Here is a 20,097-nt window from a genome sequence, read left to right as displayed (position 1 = left end):
CTCCCCTCATGAAATTCTCAGGTCGGCGCTCTGCGCCGCCCGAGAATGACGGTGAAGGCTACATCCCCCTCACCCGCGGCCGGCCCTTGGGCGCGAGCATCAGATGGGTCAGCGCCCAGACGAGTGCGTCGAGCCGATCGGGCGAGCGGCCGCCTTCGAGGCCGCCTGGGCCAAAGGAGCACATCTCGTCCTCCAGCTCCGGGAGGGGGCCGGCATGGCGCACGCGGCCCTGCGCATAGAGCGCGGCAACCGGCTCGGCGCGGAGATATTTGCCGCGCGTCGCCCGCACCGGGACGACCGGAACGCCGGCATCGATCTCGCGGATGACGCTCTCGACCATCTCGCCGCCCTGGTTGACCTCGACGACCAGGACATCTGCCTCGTAACGCCGATAGAGCGCCACCGCCTTCTCGGCCCATTCCTGCGGGCGGGCGCCGGCCATCGTCGCATCCTCCACCACATGACCGAGGCCGTCGCTATCGATGCCGGCCACGACCAGCCCGCAGCGGTCGGCCCGCTGCGAGGACGAGGCAGGCGGATCGACGGCGACGGCAATCCGCGCGAGCGGCGGGTGCCGGCGCTCGCGGGCCGCCTCGATCATGGCCCGTGTCCAGAGCGCGTCCGGGCTCTCCTCCACGATCTCGCCGTCGAGTTCCTGGCGGCCGAGCCGCGTCCCGCCATAGGTTTGCGTGACCGTGCGGACGAATTCCGCGGCGAGGTTGTAATGGTTGTCCTGTGTCCTCGCCCGGCTCACCGCGACATGGGGCTCGACCAGCAGGCGCTTGACCAGCGACACGGGGCGGGGCGTCGTCGTGATGACCTGACGGGGATGGTCGCCGAGGCGAAGGCCGAATTGCAGCATGTCCCAGCACTCCTGAAGGTTCGGCCATTTCGCCAGCTCGTCGGACCATGCGGCGCCGAATTGCGGACCGCGCAGGCCCTCCGGATCTTCGGCGGAGAAAACCTGCGCGATCGCGCCATTCGGCCATTGCAGGCGGCGCAGCGAGGGCTGCCAGTTCGGCCGCTCCCCACGCGCATGGACCGCCAGCAGCCCGGAAACGCCCTCGATCATTACGTCGCGGACCTGTCCTTGCGTCTCGCCGACGAGGGCAATCCGCTCCGTCGGCAAGTCCGCGAAAGGCGGATGGCCCAGCGCCATACCCCTGACCCATTCGGCGCCGGTGCGGGTCTTGCCGGCGCCGCGTCCGCCGAGGACGAGCCAGATCGGCTTCAGCGGTTCGGGTGGCAACTGATCGGGGCGCGCCCAGATATTCCAGGTATTCCGAATGAGTTCGACCTCATCCGGCGTCGCTGTCGGCATCAGCTTCTTCAGAATTCTCACGCGCGTCCTGAGCGACAAGGGCTTCAAGACGTCGAGCAAGATCCTGACGGAGCTGTGCGACATGTCGCAGATCATCGGCAGCGGAAGGCTCATCCGTGCGCTTGTCCTTCCTTGTGGCCTGAGGCTCCTCGATCGCGACCAGTTCGCGGACGGTGCGGGCAAGCACGGCCAACGCCTTAGCGTCGGCCTCGCTTGCGGTCGTGCCCCTCGGCAGGTCGGCGAGATGTTCCTCATGCGTATCGATCTGGCGCTTGGCGGCACGCCAGAGCTGACCCACCACCGCCTTGCGCGAGACCGTCTTCCGTTTCGGCTTCAGCTCAGCGGCTGGCTGCGACGTTGTCTCGTCCTCTTCGGCCATGACGTCCCTCTCGGATGACGGCCACGAAAAAGCCGCCGGCTGGAGAGCGCGGCGGCTTCGTTCGGGCATATTTCGTGAGCGTTCCTGATCTCTACCGGATCAGCGTCACAATGTCAAGATAATATTCCTACAACCTGAGAGGGCAATCCCGGGGATTAAGTCAGACCTCTTCCTTCTCGACCCATTTATAGGTCGCCGCCGGAACATAGGCCTCCATACGGTCGAGCAGCGTCGCCGGCTCCGTATCGGTCATCGCCATGGCGCGGTGGCTCTGCTTGAGGAAGCCGGCCTCCACGGTCTGGTCGAGGAATATGGCCAGCGGATCGTAGAACCCAGCAACGTTGAGCAGGCCGAGCGGCTTGGAATGGATGCCGAGCTGGCCCCAGGTCCAGATCTCGAATAGCTCCTCGAAGGTGCCGATGCCGCCAGGCATGGCGATGAAGCCATCCGACAGCTCCGCCATGCGGGCCTTGCGCGTGTGCATGGTGTCGACGACCTCGAGCCGGGTCAGGCCGACATGGCCGACCTCGCGATCGCGCAGCGCCTTGGGAATGACGCCGTGGACTTCGCCGCCGGCCTCCATCGCGGCATTGGCGACGATGCCCATCAGCCCGACGGCGCCTCCGCCATAGACCAGTGTCAGGCCCCGCCTTGCGATCTCGGCGCCCATGGCGCGGGCGCCGGCCGCATAGACGGGGTCATTGCCGGGATTGGAACCGCAGAAGACACAGACTGATTTCATGAACCGAGAGCTTGCAAGATGCGGGCCCAGGAACGCTGGCCCTTGTGGAAGGAGGACAGGTCGTATTTCTCGTTCGGCGAATGCACGCGGTCGTCGTCGAGGCCGAAGCCGACGAAGAGCGTGTCGATACCGAGCGTGCGCTTGAAATCGCCGCCGACGGGGATCGAGCCGCCGCTGCCGATGGAAACCACGCGCCCGCCCCATTCGTCGGCCAGCGCCTTGCGCGCCTTCTGGAGCACCGGTGAATCCGGCGGCACGGCGAGAGCCGGCGAGCCGGAATGGCTGATGAATTCGGCCGTCACGTCATCCGGCAGCCGGTCGCGGACGAACTGGTGGAAGGAGGCGGCGATCTTCACGGGGTCCTGATCGCCGACAAGGCGGAAGGAGACCTTGGCCGAAGCTTGGCCCGGAATGACCGTCTTGCTGCCCTCTCCGGTATAGCCGCCCCAGATGCCGTTGACGTCGCAGGTCGGGCGGGACTGGATCTGCTCGATCAGCATCCGGCCCTTCTCGCCGATGGAATGCTTCAGGCCGATCTGCCCGAGGAATTCCTTCTCGGTGAGGTTGAGATCGGCCCATTCGGCCTTCTGGGCATTGGTCGGCTCGTGCACGCCGTCATAGAAGCCGGGGACGGTGATGCGGCCGGTTTCATCATGAAGCTCGCCGAGTATCCTGGCGAGGATATGGATGGGATTGGCGGCGGCGCCACCGAACAGGCCCGAATGCAGATCGCGATCGGCTGCCGTCAGCGTCACCTCCTGATAGACCATGCCGCGCAGGGTCGAGGTGATCAGCGGCGTCTCGCGATCCCACATGCCGGTGTCGCAGATGAGCGCGTAATCCGCCTTGAGCTCGGCGGCATTGGCCTTGATGTAGGGCGGCAGGTTGACGGAGCCCGATTCCTCCTCGCCCTCGACGAGGATGGTCAGGCCGATGGGCAGATCGCCAGTCTCGGCCAGCGTCGCGCGCACGGCCTCGATGAAGGTCATCACCTGGCCCTTGTCGTCGCAGGCGCCGCGCGCCGAGATGACCTTGCGGCCCGGCTCGATCTCGCGGATGACCGGCTTGAACGGCTCGGTATCCCAGAGATTCAGCGGATCGACCGGCTGCACGTCGTAATGGCCGTAGAACAGCGCATGCGGCGCGCCGGGCTTGGGCCGATGCGCCAATACGACGGGGTGACCGCCGGTCTCGCGCAGCTCCGCCTTGAAGCCGAGCGCTTCCAGATCGGCGCGGAGCCACTCGGCAGCGGCGCGGGTCTGCGCGTTGAAAGCCGGATCGGTGCCGATCGACGGAATCTCGAGCCAGGAAGAGAGACGCTCGAGCGAGGCGTCGAGCCCGGCATCGAGACGGGCGAGAATAGCGGGAAGCTGGGACATGGCGGCCATCGGATGCGATTCAGGTGACGGCATCATGGCAAGCCCCGGCCCGGGCGTCAGCCCCTCATCGCGCATTGCCGCCCGGCTTCACACACGCTCAAATTGATAACGCTTCGCAACTGCATTGACAGGCACCGGAGCGCTCTATAAGGCTTATTGCAAATAAGTTGCAGCAAGGTCAGACCATGTCCCAGGGCACTCCGGAATCCTCGTCGATCTGGCTTCGATCGCGCGGCGAGCCCTCGCTCGCCGATGTGTTCCGCTCGGTTTCTGTGGCTCCGACATCCTCGTCCTGGCGGAAATTCCTGACCTTTCTCGGACCGGGCTATCTGGTCGCCGTCGGCTATATGGACCCCGGCAACTGGGCGACCTCGCTCGCGGGCGGGGCGCAGTTCGGCTACACCCTCCTCGTCGTCGCGCTCATCTCCAACATCATGGCGGTGATCCTGCAGTCGCTCTGCGCGCGGCTCGCGGTCGCGACGGGGCGCGACCTCGCCCAGGCCTGCCGCGATGCCTATCCGCCCTATATGGCCTGGCCGCTCTGGCTCCTCGCCGAGCTCGCGATCTGCGCCACCGACCTCGCCGAGGTGATCGGCACGGCCATCGGCCTCAACCTGCTCTTCGGCATCCCGCTCGAGATCGGCGTGATGATCACCGCCCTCGACGTCTTCATCATCCTGTGGCTGCAGACCAAGGGCTTTCGCTGGATCGAGGCCTTCATCATCACGCTGCTCGGCGTGATCGCGGTCTGCTTCGCCATCCAGATCGCGCTCGCCGATCCGAACTGGGGCGAAGTCATTCGCGGCTTCGCGCCGACGACCGAGATCGTCACCAATCCGAACATGCTCTACATCGCGCTCGGCATCATCGGCGCGACGGTGATGCCGCATAATCTCTACCTGCACTCCGGCATCGTCCAGACTCGCGCCTATGGTCACACGCTGCCGGAGAAACGCGAGGCGCTGAAATACGCAACGATCGACTCGACCGTCGCGCTGACCTTCGCCCTGGTGATCAACGCCGCGATCCTGATCCTGGCCGCCGCAACCTTCTACAAGGGCGGGCATACCGACGTTGCCGAGCTCGGCCGGGCACAGGAGCTGCTGCAGCCGCTGCTCGGCTCCTCGATCGCGCCCTCGCTCTTCGCCATCGCCCTGCTCTGCTGCGGCCTGAACTCGACGGTGACGGCGACCATGGCCGGGCAGATCGTGATGGAAGGCTTCCTGCGCATCCGGCTGGCGGCCTGGCTGAGGCGGCTCGTGACCCGGCTCGTCGCCATCGTGCCCGCGATTGTCGTCACGCTGATCTATGGTGAGGGCCAGACGGCGAAACTGCTCATCCTCAGCCAGGTGGTCCTCAGCCTGCAGCTCCCCTTCGCGGTGGTGCCGCTCGTGATGTTCACGGCCTCGAAGACCAAGATGGGCGAGCTGGTGGCGCCGCGCTGGCTGACCGTGATCGCCGCATTGACCGCGGCGATCATCATCGTGCTGAACCTCAAACTGATCGTTGATTTCGCGACGGGGTCTTGAGGCCCCGGTCTCGTCATGCTCGGGCTTGCCCCGGGCATCTCCTGCCGAAAGAGGCTCCCGCACCCCTTCCGGCCTGAGATTCTCGGGTCTGCGCTTCGCGCCGCCCGAGAATGACGCCTGGCGCCCGCGCTCAGCGCTTCCCGGTCATCGAGCCCAAAATACCACGCAGGATCGCGGTGCCGACCTGGCGGCCGATCGAGGTCGCGGCCGAGCGCGCCGCCGAGGTGATGATCTTCTCGGTCATGCTCTGCGGCAGCGGGCCGCCGCGCGAGCCGGGGCCGGTCTTGGGCCGCTGCTGCGGAGCCCCGCCGCCGAGCCAGCCGCCGATCGTGTCGAGAATGCCGCCGCCCCCGCCGCCATCCGTCGACGCCTCGATCGGCGAGCCGTCCGGATTAAGGTTCTTGCGCTGCATCAGCACTTCATAGGCCGACTCGCGGTCGACCATGGTGTCGTACTTGCCCTTCACGGGAGAGCTGTTGATCGCCTGCTGACGCTGCTGCGGGGTGCAGGGACCGACCTGCGCCATCGGCGGCGCGATCAGCGCGCGTTCGACCATCTCGGGCGAGCCCTTGCCCTCCAGCATCGAAATCAGCGCCTCGCCGACCGCGAGCTGGGTGATGGCCTGTTCGGTATCGATCTTGGGGTTCTGGCGGAAGGTCTCGGCGGCGGCGCGCACCGCCTTCTGGTCGCGCGGGGTGAAGGCGCGCAGCGCATGCTGGACGCGGTTGCCGAGCTGGGCGAGCACGGTATCGGGGACATCGAGCGGGTTCTGCGTGACGAAATAGACGCCGACGCCCTTCGAGCGGATCAGGCGCACCACCTGCTCGACCGCCGTGAGCAGGGCTTTCGGAGCCCCGTTGAAGAGCAGATGCGCCTCGTCGAAGAAGAAGACAAGCTTCGGCTTGTCGAGGTCACCGACCTCGGGAAGCTGCTCGAACAGCTCGGAGAGCAGCCAGAGCAGGAAGGTCGCGTAGAGTCGCGGATTGTTCATCAGCTTGTCGGCGGCGAGAATGTTGATGACCCCGCGGCCGTCGCGATCCGTCTTCATCAGGTCGTTGATGTCGAGCGCCGGCTCGCCGAAGAACAGATCGCCCTTCTGGTTCTCCAGCACCAGAAGTCCGCGCTGGATCGTGCCGACGGTCGCCGGGCTGACATTGCCGTATTTCGTCGTCAGGTCCGAAGCGTTCTCGGCGATGAAGGTCAGGATCGCGCGCAGATCCTTGAGATCCAGCAGCAGGAGCTTCTGCTCGTCGGCGATGCGGAAGGCGATGTTGAGCACGCCCTCGGCCGTGTCGTTGAGGTCGAGCAGCCGCGCCAGCAGCAGCGGCCCCATCTCGGAGATGGTGGCACGGACCGGGTGCCCCTGCTCGCCAAAGACGTCCCAGAAGACGGTGGTGAACTGGTCGGGCTCGTATTTGACGCCGATTTCCTTGGCCCGGCTGACGAAGGCCGGCTTGGAATCGCCCGGCGCCACGATGCCGGAGAGATCGCCCTTGATGTCGGCGGCGAAGACCGGCACGCCGCTGCGCGCGAAGCCTTCCGCCATCACCTGCAAGGTCACGGTCTTGCCGGTGCCGGTCGCGCCCGTCACGAGGCCGTGGCGGTTGGCGAGCTTCAGCAGGAGGTTCTCCGGCTTGCCGCTCTTGCCGATCAGAATCGCACCGTCATCCGCCATCGTCACCGTCCATCGCTCTCAAAACTGTCAGGTTAAACCTGTAACCAAAGGACGCAGAGGGCGGAAGCCCGATGGCCGTTGGAATTGGATCGTAAATATGTAAACTATTTTTCGGGAGGCCGTATCGGCCGGGTAAGGACACACGACATGGATGAACTGATTTCAAGGATCGTTGCGGCGTCCGGCCTCAACGAAGATCTGGCCCGCAAGGCCCTCGGCATCATCCTCGCCTTCCTGCAGAAGGAAGGCCCGACGAGCGAGATCAGCCAGTTGATGGCGGCGCTGCCGGGCTCTCAGGAGCTCGCGGATGCCGAAGGCGGCGCCAAGGGCGGCGTGCTCGGCGCGATCGGCGGCCTGATGGGCGGAGGCGGCGGCGTCATGGCGCTCGGCGGCCAGTTGATGGGGGCCGGCCTCTCGATGCCGCAGATCCAATCCGTCTCGAAGGAAATGTTCGCCTATGGCCGCGAGAAGGCGGGCGAGGACACGATGGGCGCCATCGTCGGCGCGATCCCAGGGCTCGGCCAGTTCGTCTGAGCGGCGCGCATCGCAGTCTCCAAGCACCGCCTTCGGGCGGTGTTTTCTTTTCAGCTCACGACGGCCGTGCGTTTGCGCACCGGCCGTGCGACGAAGTAGGGATGGCCGTGCGGCCGCGCCCGTGGCAATCAGTCCCCGCGACGGCACATCGTGCGGAAGGGAGCATCGGCGCGCATGAACTCGGCGACCTCATCCGACCTGCCCTATCTCGACGCCTTTCCGGCCGCTTCGCGTGAGGCGTGGCGAACTGCCGTCGACAAGGTGCTGAAGGGCGCCGATTTCGAGAAGAAACTGGTCGGGCGCAGCGCCGACGGCATCCGCATCGAACCGCTCTACGAAGCGGCATCGGGCGAGCGGGCCTTCCGTGCTGAGGCCGGTCGCTGGCATGTCGTGGCGCGGGTCGATCATCCGCAAGCGGAGGAGGCGCGCAGGCTGGCGCTGGCCGAGCTCGAAGGCGGAGCCGACATGCTCACCATCGCTTTCGCCGGTGCACGCGCCGCTCGCGGCTATGGCCTTGTTGCCGACGATGTCGCGACACTCGACAGCGCGCTGGACGGCGTGATGCTCGACCTGATCCGCCTCAGGCTGGATCCGGCACCGCAGGGACGCGTCAACGCGCTCATGCTCGCCGCCCTGATCGAGAAACGCGGCCACGCCCCAGGCGAGCTGTCGGTGGAGTTCGGTTTCGACCCGATCGGCGTCCTCGCCAGCCATGGCTCGCTCGCGGCGCCCTGGCCGGAGGTCGGCCGCCGGCTGGCGGTGGTGATCGCGGCGCTGAAACAGCGTGGCTTCAAGGGCCCCTTCGTCACGGTCGATACCCGCCCCTATCACGAGGCCGGCGCCACCGAAGCCCAGGAGCTCGGCGCCGCGCTGGCGACGGCGCTCGCCTATCTGCGCGCGCTGGAGGCGCAGGGCCTGTCGCTGCAGGAAGCGCGCGACGCCATCGCCTTCACGCTCGTCGCCGATACCGACGAGTTCATGACCGTGGCGAAGTTCCGCGCCGCCCGCCTGCTCTGGAACCGGGTGCAGCAAGCCTGTGGGCTGGAGCCGAAGCCGGCGACGATCCATGCCGAAACCGCCTGGCGCTCGCTGACCCGGCGCGACCCTTGGGTCAATCTGCTGCGCGGCACCGTCGCGGCCTTCTCCGCCGGTGTCGGCGGCGCCGATTCGCTCACCGTCCAGTCCTTCACCGCGGCGCTCGGCCTGCCCGACCTGTTTGCCCGGCGCGTCGCCCGCAACACGCAGCTCATCCTGCTGGAGGAATCCAATCTCTGGCGCGTCGCCGACCCCGCCGCCGGCGCGGGAGGCTTCGAGGCCTTGACGCAGGCGCTGTGCGAGCAGGGTTGGAGCCGTTTCCAGGACATCGAGCGCGAGCGCAGCGACGACCTGCAAGGCGTGCTCGCGGCGCTTGCCAACGGCCATGTCCAGCAGGGCATCGCGCGCGAACGCGCCGCCTCGGCCAAGGCCATCGCGACGCGACGCGTGCCGATCACCGGCACGAGCGAGTTCCCGAACATCCGCGAGAATGCCGTCTCGGTGCTGGAGATCGCCCCGGTGGAGAAGGCCGCCTCCCCCCAGCCGGGCAGCACGGCGGAACGCAATCCCGGTGAAATCGTCAAAGCCTTCATCGCAGGCGCCAGGCGCCCGGAAGCGCTGATCCCACCCAGTCAGAGGCTCCGTGTCGAGGCCTTGCCCGCGCATCGGCTGGCCGAGCCCTTCGAGGCGCTGCGCGACAAGGCCGATGCCCTGCCGCAGCGCCCGGTCGTTTTCCTGGCCACGCTCGGCTCGATCGCCGATTTTACCGCCCGCGCCGGCTTCGCCCGCAATCTGTTCGAGGCCGGCGGCTTCTCGGCCCCGGGCAGCGACGGCTTCGCCCAGAACGGCGCGACCGACCTCGACGCGCTCGTCGGCGCGTTCCGCTCCTCGGGTGCCAAGCTTGCCTGCCTATGCGGCTCCGACACCGCCTATGCCGAGGAAGGCGCAGCTGCAGCCGAGGCGCTGGCGAAGGCGGGCGCGACGGTCTGGCTCGCCGGGCGCCCCAGCGAAAGCGAAGCGGCGTTGAACAAGGCCGGCGTCTCCTCGTTCATCTTCATGGGCTGCGACGTGGTCGAGACGCTGGATCGCGCGCTTGCCATCGCGGCCGCCTGAACGGAGATCTGCCTTGACCGCCATCGCCCTCACCATCGCCGGCTCTGATTCGAGCGGCGGCGCCGGAATCCAGGCGGACCTCAAGACCTTCGCGGCGCATCAGGTCTACGGAGCCAGCGTCATCGTCGCGCTGACGGCGCAGAACACCAAGGGCGTCAGCGCGATCCATGCCGTGCCGCGCGACTTCGTCGCCAAGCAGATGGATGCCGTGTTCGAGGATCTCGATGTCGGCGCCGTCAAGATCGGCATGCTGGCGACCGCCGAGCTGATCGAGACGGTGGCTGCCGGCCTGAAAAAGCACGGTGCGAAAAACATCGTGCTCGACCCGGTGATGGTCGCCGCCTCCGGCGCGCGCCTGCTCGAGGAAGCCGCGGTCGAGGCGGTCCGCAAGCACCTCTTTCCGCTCGCGACCCTGATCACGCCGAACCTGCCGGAGGCCGCGGCCCTGCTCGGTTCCAGCATCGCCGAGACGGACGAGGCCGTCGACGAACAGGCGGAGAAGCTCGCCGCCCTGGGCGCGGCCAATGTCCTGGTCAAGGGCGGCCACGGGCATGGCGACGTCAGCAGCGATCTGCTCCTGCTCGCCGGCGGCACGCGCCAGCGCTTCAACGCGCCGCGGATCGACACCCGCAACACCCATGGCACGGGTTGCACGCTGTCCTCGGCGATCGCCGCCAACCTCGCCAGGGGCCTGCCGCTGCCGGAGGCGGTCGGTCATGCGAAGACCTACATCTCGGCCGCCATCGCCGCCGCCGATCAGGTCGCGGTTGGCCATGGCCACGGACCGGTGCATCATTTCCACCGTTGGTGGGACAAGACGGACGGGAGCAAGCCATGACCGCGATCCCGGATTTCACGAAGATCGCCTTCGCAGGCGGCAAGGCGTCCGCACCGCCTTCATTGCCCGCAGGCGAGCCCTGGCTGACGCCGGAAGACATCCCGGTGAAGCCGGTCTACGGACCCAGGGATCGCGACGGCCTGCCCTTCGTCGAGACGATGCCGGGCATCGCGCCCTATCTGCGCGGCCCCTACCCGACCATGTATGTCAACCAACCCTGGACAATCCGGCAATATGCCGGCTTCTCCACGGCCGAGGATTCCAATGCCTTCTACCGCCGCAACCTCGCGGCCGGGCAGAAGGGCCTCTCCGTCGCCTTCGACCTTGCGACCCATCGCGGCTATGACAGCGATCACCCGCGCGTCGCCGGCGATGTCGGCATGGCCGGCGTCGCGATCGATTCGATCTACGACATGCGCACGCTGTTCTCCGGCATCCCACTCGACCAGATGAGCGTGTCGATGACGATGAACGGCGCCGTGCTCCCGGTGCTGGCGCTCTATATCGTCGCGGCCGAGGAGCAGGGCGTGCCGCAGGCCAAGCTCTCGGGGACCATCCAGAACGACATCCTCAAGGAGTTCATGGTCCGCAACACCTATATCTACCCGCCCTCGCCTTCGATGCGGATCATCGGCGACATCTTCGCCTTCACCTCGGCGAACATGCCGAAATTCAACTCGATCTCGATCTCCGGCTACCACATGCAGGAGGCCGGAGCGACGCAGGACCTCGAGCTCGGCTACACGCTGGCCGATGGCGTCGAGTATATCCGCGCCGGTCAGCAGGCGGGGCTCGGCGTCGATGTCTTCGCGCCGCGGCTGTCGTTCTTCTGGGCGATCGGCATGAACTTCTTCATGGAAGTCGCCAAGATGCGCGCGGCCCGCTTGATCTGGGCGAAGCTCGTCAAGGATTTCGGGGCCCAGAACGAGAAATCCCTGCCGTTGCGCACCCATAGCCAGACCTCCGGCTGGTCGCTGACGGCGCAGGACGTGTTCAACAATGTGCCGCGCACGATGATCGAGGCGATGGCGGCGACGCAGGGCCACACCCAGTCGCTCCACACCAACGCACTCGACGAGGCCTTGGCGCTGCCGACCGACTTCTCGGCTCGCATCGCCCGCAACACCCAGATCCTGCTGCAGCAGGAAAGCGGCACGACCCGGATCATCGATCCCTGGGGCGGCTCCTATTATGTCGAGCGGCTCACCGCGGAGCTTGCCGAAAAAGCCTGGGGCCATATCAGGGAAGTCGAGGCGCTCGGCGGCATGGCCAAGGCGATCGAGGCCGGCATCCCGAAGTTGCGCATCGAAGAAGCCGCCGCCAAGACGCAGGCCCGCATCGATGGCGGCCAGCAGGCGATCATCGGCGTCAACCGCTTCAAGCCTGACAACGAGGCTTCGATCGATGTGCTCAAGGTCGACAACGCCTCGGTGCGCGCCCAGCAGCTCGACAAGCTGAAACGTCTCAAGGCCGAGCGCAACGAAACCGAGGTGCAGGCCGCACTGACGGCGCTGACCAACGGCGCGGCCGGCAATGGCAATCTGCTCGATCTCGCCGTCAAGGCCGCTCGCGCCAAAGCGACGGTCGGCGAGATCTCGATGGCGATGGAGAAGGTCTTCGGGCGCCACCGGGCCGAGATCAAGGCGATCTCGGGCGTCTACAAGCGGGAGGTCGGCACGATGAACCCAGCCGTCACGCGCGTCCAATTGATGTGCCAGGATTTCGAGGAGGCGGATGGGCGCCGCCCGCGCATCCTCGTCGCCAAGATGGGGCAGGACGGGCATGATCGCGGCCAGAAGGTGATCGCCTCGGCCTTCGCCGATCTCGGCTTCGACGTCGATATCGGTCCGCTCTTCGCGACGCCCGACGAGGCAGCGCGGCAGGCCGTCGAGAACGACGTCCACATCGTCGGCGTCTCCTCGCTGGCGGCGGGACACCTCACGCTGGTGCCGGAACTCAAGGCCGCGCTCACCGAGGCGGGGCGGCCCGACATCATGATCGTCGTCGGCGGCGTCATCCCGCCGCAGGATTTCGACGCGCTGATCGAAGCCGGCGCGTCGGCGATCTTCCCGCCCGGCACGGTCATCGCAGATGCGGCGGAAAAACTGCTGCAGGAGCTGAACCAGCGCCTCGGCTATGCGCAGCGGACGGCGGCCGAGTAAAGTCTCGAAAAGAAAGGCGGACGCTGCCCGAAGGCCGCGCCCGCCCCATGCTTACGACCAGCGGGGCGACACTTACCGCCAGCCGTAACCATAGCCCTCGCGCGGCGGCATCGGCCGCCCGCCATAACCGTCGAAATAGCGATGCCAGCGGCGCTGACCCCAGAAGCCGTACATGGCGGGCGGCGCCGGGCGCCAACCATAGCCATAGGCGGGGCGCTCATAGGCGGGCTCGTAGCGGCCGCCGAAGGCCTGGGCATTGCCCGTTCCGGCAAAGGTCGAGACTGTCAGTGCGATGCCGCCCAGTGCGAAGGCGGCGAAACCGATCCGGGCGCGATTGCCAAACATGGTCCTTGTCCTGTCTCAAGGCCGGGAAGATCCCTGCCTTGGAACGGACCATCGCAGATCGTGCCTGAACGGGTTTTGAGGGCGCCGTTCAGCCCGCGTTTATCCAAGCACCCAACGCCGTCATCCCGAGCTTGACCCGGGATCCATCGTAGAGCGCCGGAGCCATATGATGGATTCCGGATCTGTGCTGCTTCGCAGCTTGTCCGGAATGACGGCGCGTTCGGATGGATCGAAGCGCAGCCTAGCCGCCGGACAACTGCTCGCGCTTGAGCAGGAGCGAAGCGGCGATCACGACGACCGCCACGGCGGCGATCATGATGGTGCAGGCGGCGTTGATCTCGGGCGAGACGCCGAGCTTGACCGCCGAATAGAGCCGCATCGGCAAGGTGGTCGCGCCGGGGCCGGTGGTGAAGCTCGCGACGACGAGATCGTCGAGCGAGAGCGTGAAAGCGAGCATCCAGGCCGCCGCCACCGCCGGCCAGATCAGCGGCAGCGTCACCGTCCAGAAGGTGACGAAGGGCGTGGCGCCGAGATCCTGCGCCGCCTCTTCCAGCGAGCGATCGAAGCCCGCCAGCCGCGATTGCACGACGATGCAGGCGAAGCCGAGGCTGAAGGTCGCGTGCGCGACGGTCACGGTCCAGAAGCCGCGCTCGACATCAACGGCGACGAAGAGCAGCAGCAGCGAAAGCCCCGTCACCACCTCCGGCATGACGAGAGGCGCCAGCACCATCCCGGAAAACAGCGTGCGGCCGAAGAAGCGGCCATGCCGGGCGAGCGCCAGCGCAGCGAGCGTACCGAGCGCGGTTGCCAATGTCGCCGAGACGACCCCGAGCCGGATCGAGAGCCAGGCGGCATCGAGCAGCGGCTCGTTCGCCATGAGCGCGCCGTACCAGTGCGTCGAGAAACCACCCCAGACCGTGACGAGGCGCGAGGCGTTGAAGGAATAGGCGATCAGCGTGACGATCGGCAGATAGAGGAAGGCGAAGCCGAGGATCAGCGCCAGGATGAGGCCGGGGCCGAGGCGCTTCATGCCGCCAGCTCCCGCTTCAACCGGGCGCGCTGGAGCAGGACCAACGGCAGGACCAGCACGATCAGCAGCACGACGGCGACCGCCGACGCCAGTGGCCAGTCGCGGTTCGAGAAGAACTCGTTCCACAAGACCTTGCCGATCATCACCGTATCGGGGCCGCCGAGCAGATCGGGGATAACGAACTCGCCGACGGCAGGGATGAAGACCAGTGCCGATCCAGCGAGGATACCGGACAGCGAGAGCGGCAGCGTCACGGTGAAGAAGGCGGTGATCGGCGTGGCGCCAAGATCGGACGCAGCTTCGAGCAGGCTGCGGTCGAGCTTTTCCAGCGTGGCGAAAAGCGGCAGCACCATGAAGGGCAGATAGGAATAGACCATGCCGAGCAGCACGGCCGTCTCGGTATTGAGCAGCCGTAGCGGCTCGCCCTCGAAGCCGAGGAAGGCGAGCGCGGCGTCGAGCAACCCGTCCGGCCTCAGGATGCCGATCCAGGCGTAGACGCGGATCAGGAAGGAGGTCCAGAACGGCAGGATGACGAAGACAAGCAGAAGGCCGCGCCAGCGCGCCGGCGCGGTCGCCATGGCGTAGGCGAGCGGATAGCCGATGGCGAGGGCGAAGATCGTGGTCAGCGCCGCGATGCGCAGGGAATAGAGGTAGCTCTGCCAGTAGAGCGGATCATCGCCGAGCAGGCTGAAATTCGTCAGGTCGAGCTGGGACAGGAAGTCGCCAAGCTGGGCGAACCCCTCCCAATGCGGCGCATAGGGCGGGAGCGCGGTCTCAGCCTGCGAGAAGGCCATACGCAGCACGATGGCGAAGGGAGCCAAGAAGAACAGCGCCAGCCAGAGATAGGGCACGGCCACCACAAGACGGCGCAGCCGCTGCAGCGAAGCGACCGCGCTCATGGCGGCAGCACCACGCCGGCCTCGACATCCCAGGACAGCCAGACCTTGTCGTCCCAGGCGAAAGGCCGGGCCACCCGCCGTGTCCGGTTGGCCAGCGCGACCTTGACCAGCTGACCGCCCTCCCCGCCGATCATCACCTGGACCATGGTGAAATCGCCGAGATAGCCGATGTCCCAGATCTCGCCCGCGACCTTGTTGACGACTTGGCCCGGCTCGTCATGGGCGATCTCGATCTTCTCGGGCCGGATGCCGATCAGCAGGGCGTCGCCTGCCTTCAGCGCCGGCGCCTCCTCGTCGAGCTCGACGGTGCCGACTCGCGGCACCTCGGCCTTCACCAACTCGCCATCGATCGCTTCGACCCGCCCCTCGAAGATGTTGATGTCGCCGACGAACTCCGCGACATGGCGGTTGGCCGGCGCCTCGTAGATCACGTCGGGAGGCCCGATCTGGACGAGCTTGCCATGGTCCATCACCGCCATGCGGTCGGCCATGGTCATCGCCTCATCCTGGTCGTGGGTGACGACCATGAAGGTGAGGCCGAGCTCGCTCTGAAGATCCATCAGCTCGAACTGGGTCTGCTCGCGCAATTTGCGGTCGAGCGCCGCCATCGGCTCGTCGAGCAGGAGCAACTTCGGCCGCTTGGCGAGCGAGCGGGCGAGCGCGACGCGCTGGCGCTGGCCGCCGGAGAGCTGATGCGGCTTGCGCTGCCCAAGGCCGGAGAGCTTGACCAGCGCCAGCATCTCCTCGACGCGACGCGCGATCTCGGCGCGCGGCAGGCCCTCGCGCTTCAACCCATAGGCGATGTTGCCGGCCACGCTCAGATGCGGGAACAGCGCGTAGGACTGGAACATCATGTTGACCGGCCGCAGATGCGGCGGCACGGCGGTGATGTCCTGCCCGTCGAGCAGGATCGCTCCCTCGTCCGGCGTCTCAAAACCGGCGAGCATGCGCATCAGCGTGGTCTTGCCGCAGCCCGAGGGGCCAAGCAGCGCGAAGAATTCGCGCGGGTAGAGCGCGAGCGTGAGATCGCCCACGGCCGTGACGTCACCGAAGCGCTTGGTCACGCCGCGGAACTCGACCAGCGGCTTCGCCGCCGGGTCGTTCCAGGGTTGGAAGGCCCGGCGCACGCTGCCGGGCGAGGTCTTCTTGACGGTGACCGCGCTCCGTCCGAACGCGCTCACTTGCCGGTCTTCACGCGCGTCCAGAGCCGGTTCACCAGCCGCTGCGACTTCTGGTCATAAGGCGTGATCGTGTAGAGCCGCCCCATCACCTCGTCCGGCGGGTAGACGCCGGGGTTGTCGCGCAAGGCCGCCGACAGGAACGGCTTCGAGGCGATATTGCCGTTGGCGTACTGGATAAAGTCCGAGTTCTTCGCCGCCATCTCCGGCTTGTTGACGAAGTCGATGAACTTCAGCGCCGCGTCGACGTTGCCGGCGTCCTTCGGGATCACGAAGGAATCGAACCACATCAGCGCGCCCTCCTTCGGGATGGAATAGCCGATCTGGACGCCGTTCTTGGCCTCCTCGGCCCGCTTCTTGGCCTGGAGGATGTCGCCGGAATAGCCGACCGCGAGGCAGATATCGCCGTTGGCCAGCGCGTTGATGTATTCGGAGGAGTGGAATTTCTGGATATAGGGCCGGATCTTGCGCAGCAATTCGCCGGCCTTGTTGAGATCGGCCTCGTTCTTCGAATCCGGGTTCAGCCCGAGATAACGCAACGCCGCTGGGAACAGCTCCTCGGTCGCATCCAGGACATGGACGCCGCAATTAGAGAGCTTCTTCAACTGCTCGGGTTCGAAGACGATCTTCCAGCTATCGATCACCGCGTCGGGGCCGAGCCGTTCCTTGATCTTGGCGGTGTTGTAGCCGATCCCCGTGGTGCCCCACATGTAGTTCACGGCGTATGTGTTGCCGGGGTCGTATTTGGCGAGCCGCGCCTGGATCTCAGGCCAGAGATTCTTGAGGTTCGGGACCTTGGCCTTGTCGATCGGCTGGTAGATGCCGAGCGGGATATGGCGCGGCAGGAAGGAAGCCGTGACGACGATCAGGTCGTAGCCGGTCTTGCCGGCAAGAAGCTTGGTCTCGACCGTCTCCATCTGGTCGAAGGTGTCGTAGACGACGGTGATCCCGGTTTCCTTCTTGAAGGCGTCGAGCACCTCGGGATCGACATAGTCGGACCAGTTGAAGATCCGGAGCTGCTTGTCCTGCGCGGCCACCGGCGTGGCCAGAAGTCCCAGTCCGATCGCGCAGGCCGCAATGGCCTTGCTCAGTCGCTTCGTCGTCTCACCCAATCTGCCCCTCCATCAAGCTCAGGCGCGCGCACGCTACCAGCTTTCCCCCCGGCATCAACCGCCACCAAACGCGGCCGGCGGTTCGCGCACAGCAGAGCGTTTCCGAAAGCCCCTCCAGCATGTTCCGGCCGGCTGACGCAAGCGTGATCCGCCGTCTTCTTGCCGGTTCGCGTCGTCCTGCACATACCGTGCCGGATGCGCCTCTTCCGCCGCTTCCTGCTGTTCTTCGTTCTTGCCTTTCTGCTGCCGCTCGCGACCCATGCCGGCTGGTGGATCTGGCAGACGCATGCGCCCGACTGGCGCCGCGCCGACTGGTCAAGCGCGAAGCTCCTGCCGGCCGCGTCGGTCGACCCCGAAGCGACCGTGCACATCTTCGCCGCCCGCGTCGGTCGTTGGCGCGGCATCTTCGCGCATCATTCCTGGATCGTGGTAAAGGAGGCCAACGCCTCCGCCTATACGCGCTTCGACGTCGTCGGCTGGGGCGCGCCGGTGCGCGTCAACCACCGCGAGGCGGATGGGCGCTGGTTCGGGAACGAGCCCGAACCAGTCGCGGAGATCCGAGGAGTGGTCGCCGCGCGGCTGATCCCGCGCATCCGGGCCGCCGTGGCGAGCTATGCCTATGCCGAACCGGGCAGCTATCTCGCATGGCCGGGCCCGAACTCGAACAGCTTCGTCCAGCATGTGCTGACGGAGGTGCCGGAGCTGCGCGAAGCCCTGCCGCCGACGGCCATCGGGAAGGACTGGCGTGAGACCGGCCTCTTCGCCGGGCTCACGCCGAGCCGCACCGGCCTGCAAGCCTCACTCTACGGGCTGGCCGGAATCACGGTCGGCTGGGTCGAAGGCGTCGAGGTCAACATCCTCGGCCTCGTCGCGGGATTCGACCTGCGCAGCCCGGCGCTGAAGCTGCCGGGCTGGGGACGGGTCGGGATGTGAGAGAACGCCTCAAACCGCCTCGAAGGCCTGCGCGAGATCCGAGATCAGATCCTCGATGTTCTCGATGCCGACCGAAATGCGGATCAGCGCGTCGGTGAGGCCGATCTCCTCGCGCAGCTCCCGCGCCACGCCGGAATGGGTCATCGCGGCGGGATGCGAGACCAGCGTCTCGGTACCGCCGAGGCTGACCGCGAGCTTCATGATCTGCAGATTGTCGAGCAGAGCGAAAGCCTCCTTTTCGCCGCCCTTGACGTCGAAGGCGAAGGTCGAGCCGGCCGCCGTGCACTGCCGGTCGAAGACGGCCTTGCGCGGATCGCCATCCTTGAGGTTGCCGAGATAGTGGACCCTGGCGACCTTCGGATGGCTCTCCAGATACTCCGCCACCAGCTTGGCGTTCTCGTTGGCGCGGCTCATGCGAATGTCGAGCGTCTCCAGCGAGCGCATCAGCATCCAGCAGGAATTCGGATCGGCTTGCGTACCCAGCGAGCCGCGCCAGGCCTTCACCTGCCGCACCAGCGCCTCGGAGCCGCTGATCGAGCCGCCGACAAGGTCGGAATGGCCGCCGACATATTTGGTCAGCGAGAGCAGCGAGAGGTCGGCGCCCTGCTTCAGCGGCTTCTGGTATTTCGGGCCGAGCATGGTGTTGTCGACGACGACCGGCGGGCGGTGGCCCTGCGACCTCTCCAGTTCGTCCGCGATCATCTTGCAGGCGGCGAGATCGACAAGGCCATTGGTCGGGTTGGCCGGGGTCTCGACCAGGATCATCGCGACGCGGCCCTTGGCGGCCGCAGCCCGCGCGACATCACGCATCTGCTCGATGTCGAGCCCGTCGGTGAAGCCGAAGGGGGTCACGCCGAAGGCGCCCATCTGGTTCTTCAGCAGCGTCTCGGTGCCGCCATAGAGCGGGCGGGAATGCAGGATCGTGTCGCCCGGGCGCAGGAAGGCGAAGCAGGTGGTCGCGATCGCGGCCATGCCCGAGGCGAAGACGGCGCATTTCTCGGCCTCGTCCCAGATCGCCAGGCGATCCTCGAGGATTTCCATATTGGGATGGTTGAAGCGCGAATAGACCAGGCCGGGCTTCTCGCCAGGCTTCGGCTGGCGCCGGCCCGAGGTGAAGTCGAAGAAGTCCTTGCCCTGCTGGGCGTTCTCGAAAACGAAGGTCGAGGTCAGGAAGACCGGCGGCTTGAGCGAGCCCTCCGACATGGCCGGCGAATAGCCGAAGCCCATCATCAGCGTCTCGGGATGGAGCTTGCGGTTGGCGATCCGGTCCTTGTGGTAGTTGTCTGCGCTCATGGCTTTCTCCCTCGGCTCCGGCCTGGCCGCTTTGCGACCAGAATAATCCCGCATCGACGCGATTGCTTGGCTGGTCACACTCGCGCTAACGCTCTTCCTGCATGTTTCTGCTCAACACGAGCCAGGATGGAGCATATGATGCTCGATACGATCGACCGCCGCATTCTCGCCCTGCTCCGGGAGGACGGGCGGATCACCAATCAGGAGCTCTCGCAGAAGGTCGGGCTGTCGCCGACCCCCTGCCTGCGCCGCCTCAAGCGGCTGGAGGAGACAGGCGTCATCCAGGGCTATGCCGCGATCGTCGATCCGAAGGCCTATGGGCTGCCCTTCAGCGTCTTCGTCTCGGTCAGGCTGATCCAGCAGAATCAGGAGCATATCGCCGAGTTCGAGAAAGCGATCGAAAGCTGGAGCGAAGTGGCGGAGTGCTATCTCATGACCGGCTCGCAGGATTATCTGCTGCGCGTCGTCACCGACGGCATCGAGGGCTATGAGCGCTTCCTGAAGCAGAAGGTGACGCGGCTGAAATGCATCCAGTCGGTCGAATCCAACTTCGCGCTGGCGACGATCAAGAAGCGCTCCGGCCTGCCGCCGATCTGAATG

18 protein-coding genes are annotated in these 20,097 nt (G+C 66.4%); 7 read left to right on the top strand and 11 right to left on the bottom strand.

Annotation, left to right across the window (positions count from 1 at the left end; all coding sequences use genetic code 11):
* Positions 1-58 precede the first annotated feature (58 nt).
* The 4 genes from AB6806_RS00845 to AB6806_RS00830 all read right to left on the bottom strand — a co-directional run bounded on the left by AB6806_RS00845 (position 59) and on the right by AB6806_RS00830 (position 3,821).
* A complete protein-coding gene (locus AB6806_RS00845) occupies positions 59-1,321 on the bottom strand; it encodes a DNA-packaging protein (protein ID WP_370953914.1) in 1,263 nt (420 codons plus the stop codon).
* Positions 1,299-1,700, bottom strand: a complete 402-nt coding sequence (locus tag AB6806_RS00840) for a hypothetical protein (protein ID WP_142020283.1) — start codon at positions 1,698-1,700, stop codon at positions 1,299-1,301. The genes AB6806_RS00845 and AB6806_RS00840 overlap by 23 nt, the downstream gene beginning before the upstream one ends.
* Positions 1,701-1,860: 160 nt before the next feature.
* Entirely contained in the window at positions 1,861-2,442 is a 582-nt protein-coding gene (locus tag AB6806_RS00835) for an LOG family protein (RefSeq protein WP_142020282.1), read from the bottom strand.
* Complete coding sequence (locus AB6806_RS00830; RefSeq protein WP_142020281.1) at positions 2,439-3,821, bottom strand: M20/M25/M40 family metallo-hydrolase; 1,383 nt, start codon at positions 3,819-3,821, stop codon at positions 2,439-2,441. The genes AB6806_RS00835 and AB6806_RS00830 overlap by 4 nt, the downstream gene beginning before the upstream one ends.
* Positions 3,822-4,006: 185 nt before the next feature.
* Between AB6806_RS00830 and AB6806_RS00825 the strand changes: the two genes are divergently transcribed.
* Positions 4,007-5,350, top strand: coding sequence for an Nramp family divalent metal transporter (locus AB6806_RS00825; RefSeq protein ID WP_142020280.1), 1,344 nt, complete (start codon positions 4,007-4,009; stop codon positions 5,348-5,350).
* A gap of 130 nt (positions 5,351-5,480) precedes the next feature.
* Here AB6806_RS00825 and AB6806_RS00820 read toward each other — a convergent pair whose 3' ends face one another.
* On the bottom strand, positions 5,481-7,025 hold the full coding sequence (locus AB6806_RS00820) for a helicase HerA-like domain-containing protein (protein WP_142020279.1): 1,545 nt from the start codon (positions 7,023-7,025) through the stop codon (positions 5,481-5,483).
* A 147-nt stretch (positions 7,026-7,172) separates the two neighbouring features.
* On the opposite strand from AB6806_RS00820, the gene AB6806_RS00815 reads away from it, so the two are divergent.
* From AB6806_RS00815 to scpA, 4 genes are all read left to right on the top strand, one after another.
* The gene (locus tag AB6806_RS00815) at positions 7,173-7,559 is read left to right on the top strand and encodes a hypothetical protein (RefSeq protein WP_038361387.1); all 387 of its coding nucleotides are present in this window, start codon (positions 7,173-7,175) and stop codon (positions 7,557-7,559) included.
* A gap of 174 nt (positions 7,560-7,733) precedes the next feature.
* The gene (locus AB6806_RS00810) at positions 7,734-9,707 is read left to right on the top strand and encodes a methylmalonyl-CoA mutase subunit beta (protein ID WP_370953912.1); all 1,974 of its coding nucleotides are present in this window, start codon (positions 7,734-7,736) and stop codon (positions 9,705-9,707) included.
* Positions 9,708-9,720: 13 nt separating this feature from the next.
* On the top strand, positions 9,721-10,545 hold the full coding sequence (gene thiD / locus AB6806_RS00805; RefSeq protein ID WP_142020277.1) for a bifunctional hydroxymethylpyrimidine kinase/phosphomethylpyrimidine kinase: 825 nt from the start codon (positions 9,721-9,723) through the stop codon (positions 10,543-10,545).
* On the top strand, positions 10,542-12,707 hold the full coding sequence (gene scpA, locus AB6806_RS00800) for a methylmalonyl-CoA mutase (protein ID WP_370953911.1): 2,166 nt from the start codon (positions 10,542-10,544) through the stop codon (positions 12,705-12,707). The genes thiD and scpA overlap by 4 nt, the downstream gene beginning before the upstream one ends.
* 72 nt (positions 12,708-12,779) lie before the next feature.
* Here the strand turns inward: scpA and AB6806_RS00795 are convergent, their stop codons facing one another.
* From AB6806_RS00795 to AB6806_RS00775, 5 genes are all read right to left on the bottom strand, one after another.
* A complete protein-coding gene (locus tag AB6806_RS00795; protein ID WP_112763413.1) occupies positions 12,780-13,052 on the bottom strand; it encodes a hypothetical protein in 273 nt (90 codons plus the stop codon).
* A gap of 241 nt (positions 13,053-13,293) precedes the next feature.
* Positions 13,294-14,082: an ABC transporter permease gene (locus tag AB6806_RS00790; protein ID WP_133561983.1), complete on the bottom strand. Its 789-nt coding sequence runs from the start codon at positions 14,080-14,082 to the stop codon at positions 13,294-13,296.
* Positions 14,079-14,981 carry an ABC transporter permease subunit gene (locus AB6806_RS00785; protein WP_370953910.1) on the bottom strand — a complete coding sequence of 301 codons (903 nt, stop codon included), beginning with the start codon at positions 14,979-14,981 and terminating at the stop codon, positions 14,079-14,081. The genes AB6806_RS00790 and AB6806_RS00785 overlap by 4 nt, the downstream gene beginning before the upstream one ends.
* On the bottom strand, positions 14,978-16,162 hold the full coding sequence (locus tag AB6806_RS00780) for an ABC transporter ATP-binding protein (RefSeq protein WP_370953908.1): 1,185 nt from the start codon (positions 16,160-16,162) through the stop codon (positions 14,978-14,980). The genes AB6806_RS00785 and AB6806_RS00780 overlap by 4 nt, the downstream gene beginning before the upstream one ends.
* Positions 16,159-17,271, bottom strand: a complete 1,113-nt coding sequence (locus AB6806_RS00775; RefSeq protein ID WP_370953907.1) for a polyamine ABC transporter substrate-binding protein — start codon at positions 17,269-17,271, stop codon at positions 16,159-16,161. Before AB6806_RS00775 ends, AB6806_RS00780 begins: the two co-directional genes overlap by 4 nt.
* A gap of 195 nt (positions 17,272-17,466) precedes the next feature.
* On the opposite strand from AB6806_RS00775, the gene AB6806_RS00770 reads away from it, so the two are divergent.
* Positions 17,467-18,204: a DUF3750 domain-containing protein gene (locus tag AB6806_RS00770; RefSeq protein WP_370953906.1), complete on the top strand. Its 738-nt coding sequence runs from the start codon at positions 17,467-17,469 to the stop codon at positions 18,202-18,204.
* 9 nt (positions 18,205-18,213) lie between these two features.
* On the opposite strand, the gene AB6806_RS00765 is transcribed toward AB6806_RS00770, so the two are convergent.
* On the bottom strand, positions 18,214-19,497 hold the full coding sequence (locus AB6806_RS00765; protein ID WP_112763409.1) for a cystathionine gamma-synthase family protein: 1,284 nt from the start codon (positions 19,495-19,497) through the stop codon (positions 18,214-18,216).
* A 126-nt stretch (positions 19,498-19,623) separates the two neighbouring features.
* Between AB6806_RS00765 and AB6806_RS00760 the strand changes: the two genes are divergently transcribed.
* The gene (locus tag AB6806_RS00760; protein ID WP_038361367.1) at positions 19,624-20,094 is read left to right on the top strand and encodes an Lrp/AsnC family transcriptional regulator; all 471 of its coding nucleotides are present in this window, start codon (positions 19,624-19,626) and stop codon (positions 20,092-20,094) included.
* Positions 20,095-20,097 lie beyond the last annotated feature (3 nt).

Origin of the sequence: Allobosea sp. RCC_152_1, from assembly GCF_041360765.1 — a bacterium.
In the GTDB taxonomy this organism is placed as follows: Bacteria; Pseudomonadota; Alphaproteobacteria; order Rhizobiales; family Beijerinckiaceae; genus Allobosea; species Allobosea spartocytisi.
This window is presented reverse-complemented; position numbering and strand designations above follow the sequence as displayed.

Bases quoted from the DNA above. Each gene is read 5' to 3' on its own strand.
- AB6806_RS00760 (WP_038361367.1), top strand. From the start codon at position 19,624: ATGGAGCATATGATGCTCGATACGATCGACCGCCGCATTCTCGCCCTG.
- AB6806_RS00765 (WP_112763409.1), bottom strand. From the start codon at position 19,497: ATGAGCGCAGACAACTACCACAAGGACCGGATCGCCAACCGCAAGCTC.
- AB6806_RS00790 (WP_133561983.1), bottom strand. From the start codon at position 14,082: ATGAAGCGCCTCGGCCCCGGCCTCATCCTGGCGCTGATCCTCGGCTTC.
- AB6806_RS00835 (WP_142020282.1), bottom strand. From the start codon at position 2,442: ATGAAATCAGTCTGTGTCTTCTGCGGTTCCAATCCCGGCAATGACCCC.
- AB6806_RS00795 (WP_112763413.1), bottom strand. From the start codon at position 13,052: ATGTTTGGCAATCGCGCCCGGATCGGTTTCGCCGCCTTCGCACTGGGC.
- AB6806_RS00815 (WP_038361387.1), top strand. From the start codon at position 7,173: ATGGATGAACTGATTTCAAGGATCGTTGCGGCGTCCGGCCTCAACGAA.
- AB6806_RS00845 (WP_370953914.1), bottom strand. From the start codon at position 1,321: ATGCCGACAGCGACGCCGGATGAGGTCGAACTCATTCGGAATACCTGG.
- AB6806_RS00830 (WP_142020281.1), bottom strand. From the start codon at position 3,821: ATGTCCCAGCTTCCCGCTATTCTCGCCCGTCTCGATGCCGGGCTCGAC.
- AB6806_RS00820 (WP_142020279.1), bottom strand. From the start codon at position 7,025: ATGGCGGATGACGGTGCGATTCTGATCGGCAAGAGCGGCAAGCCGGAG.
- AB6806_RS00785 (WP_370953910.1), bottom strand. From the start codon at position 14,981: ATGAGCGCGGTCGCTTCGCTGCAGCGGCTGCGCCGTCTTGTGGTGGCC.
- AB6806_RS00770 (WP_370953906.1), top strand. From the start codon at position 17,467: ATGCGCCTCTTCCGCCGCTTCCTGCTGTTCTTCGTTCTTGCCTTTCTG.
- scpA (WP_370953911.1), top strand. From the start codon at position 10,542: ATGACCGCGATCCCGGATTTCACGAAGATCGCCTTCGCAGGCGGCAAG.
- AB6806_RS00825 (WP_142020280.1), top strand. From the start codon at position 4,007: ATGTCCCAGGGCACTCCGGAATCCTCGTCGATCTGGCTTCGATCGCGC.
- AB6806_RS00810 (WP_370953912.1), top strand. From the start codon at position 7,734: ATGAACTCGGCGACCTCATCCGACCTGCCCTATCTCGACGCCTTTCCG.
- AB6806_RS00840 (WP_142020283.1), bottom strand. From the start codon at position 1,700: ATGGCCGAAGAGGACGAGACAACGTCGCAGCCAGCCGCTGAGCTGAAG.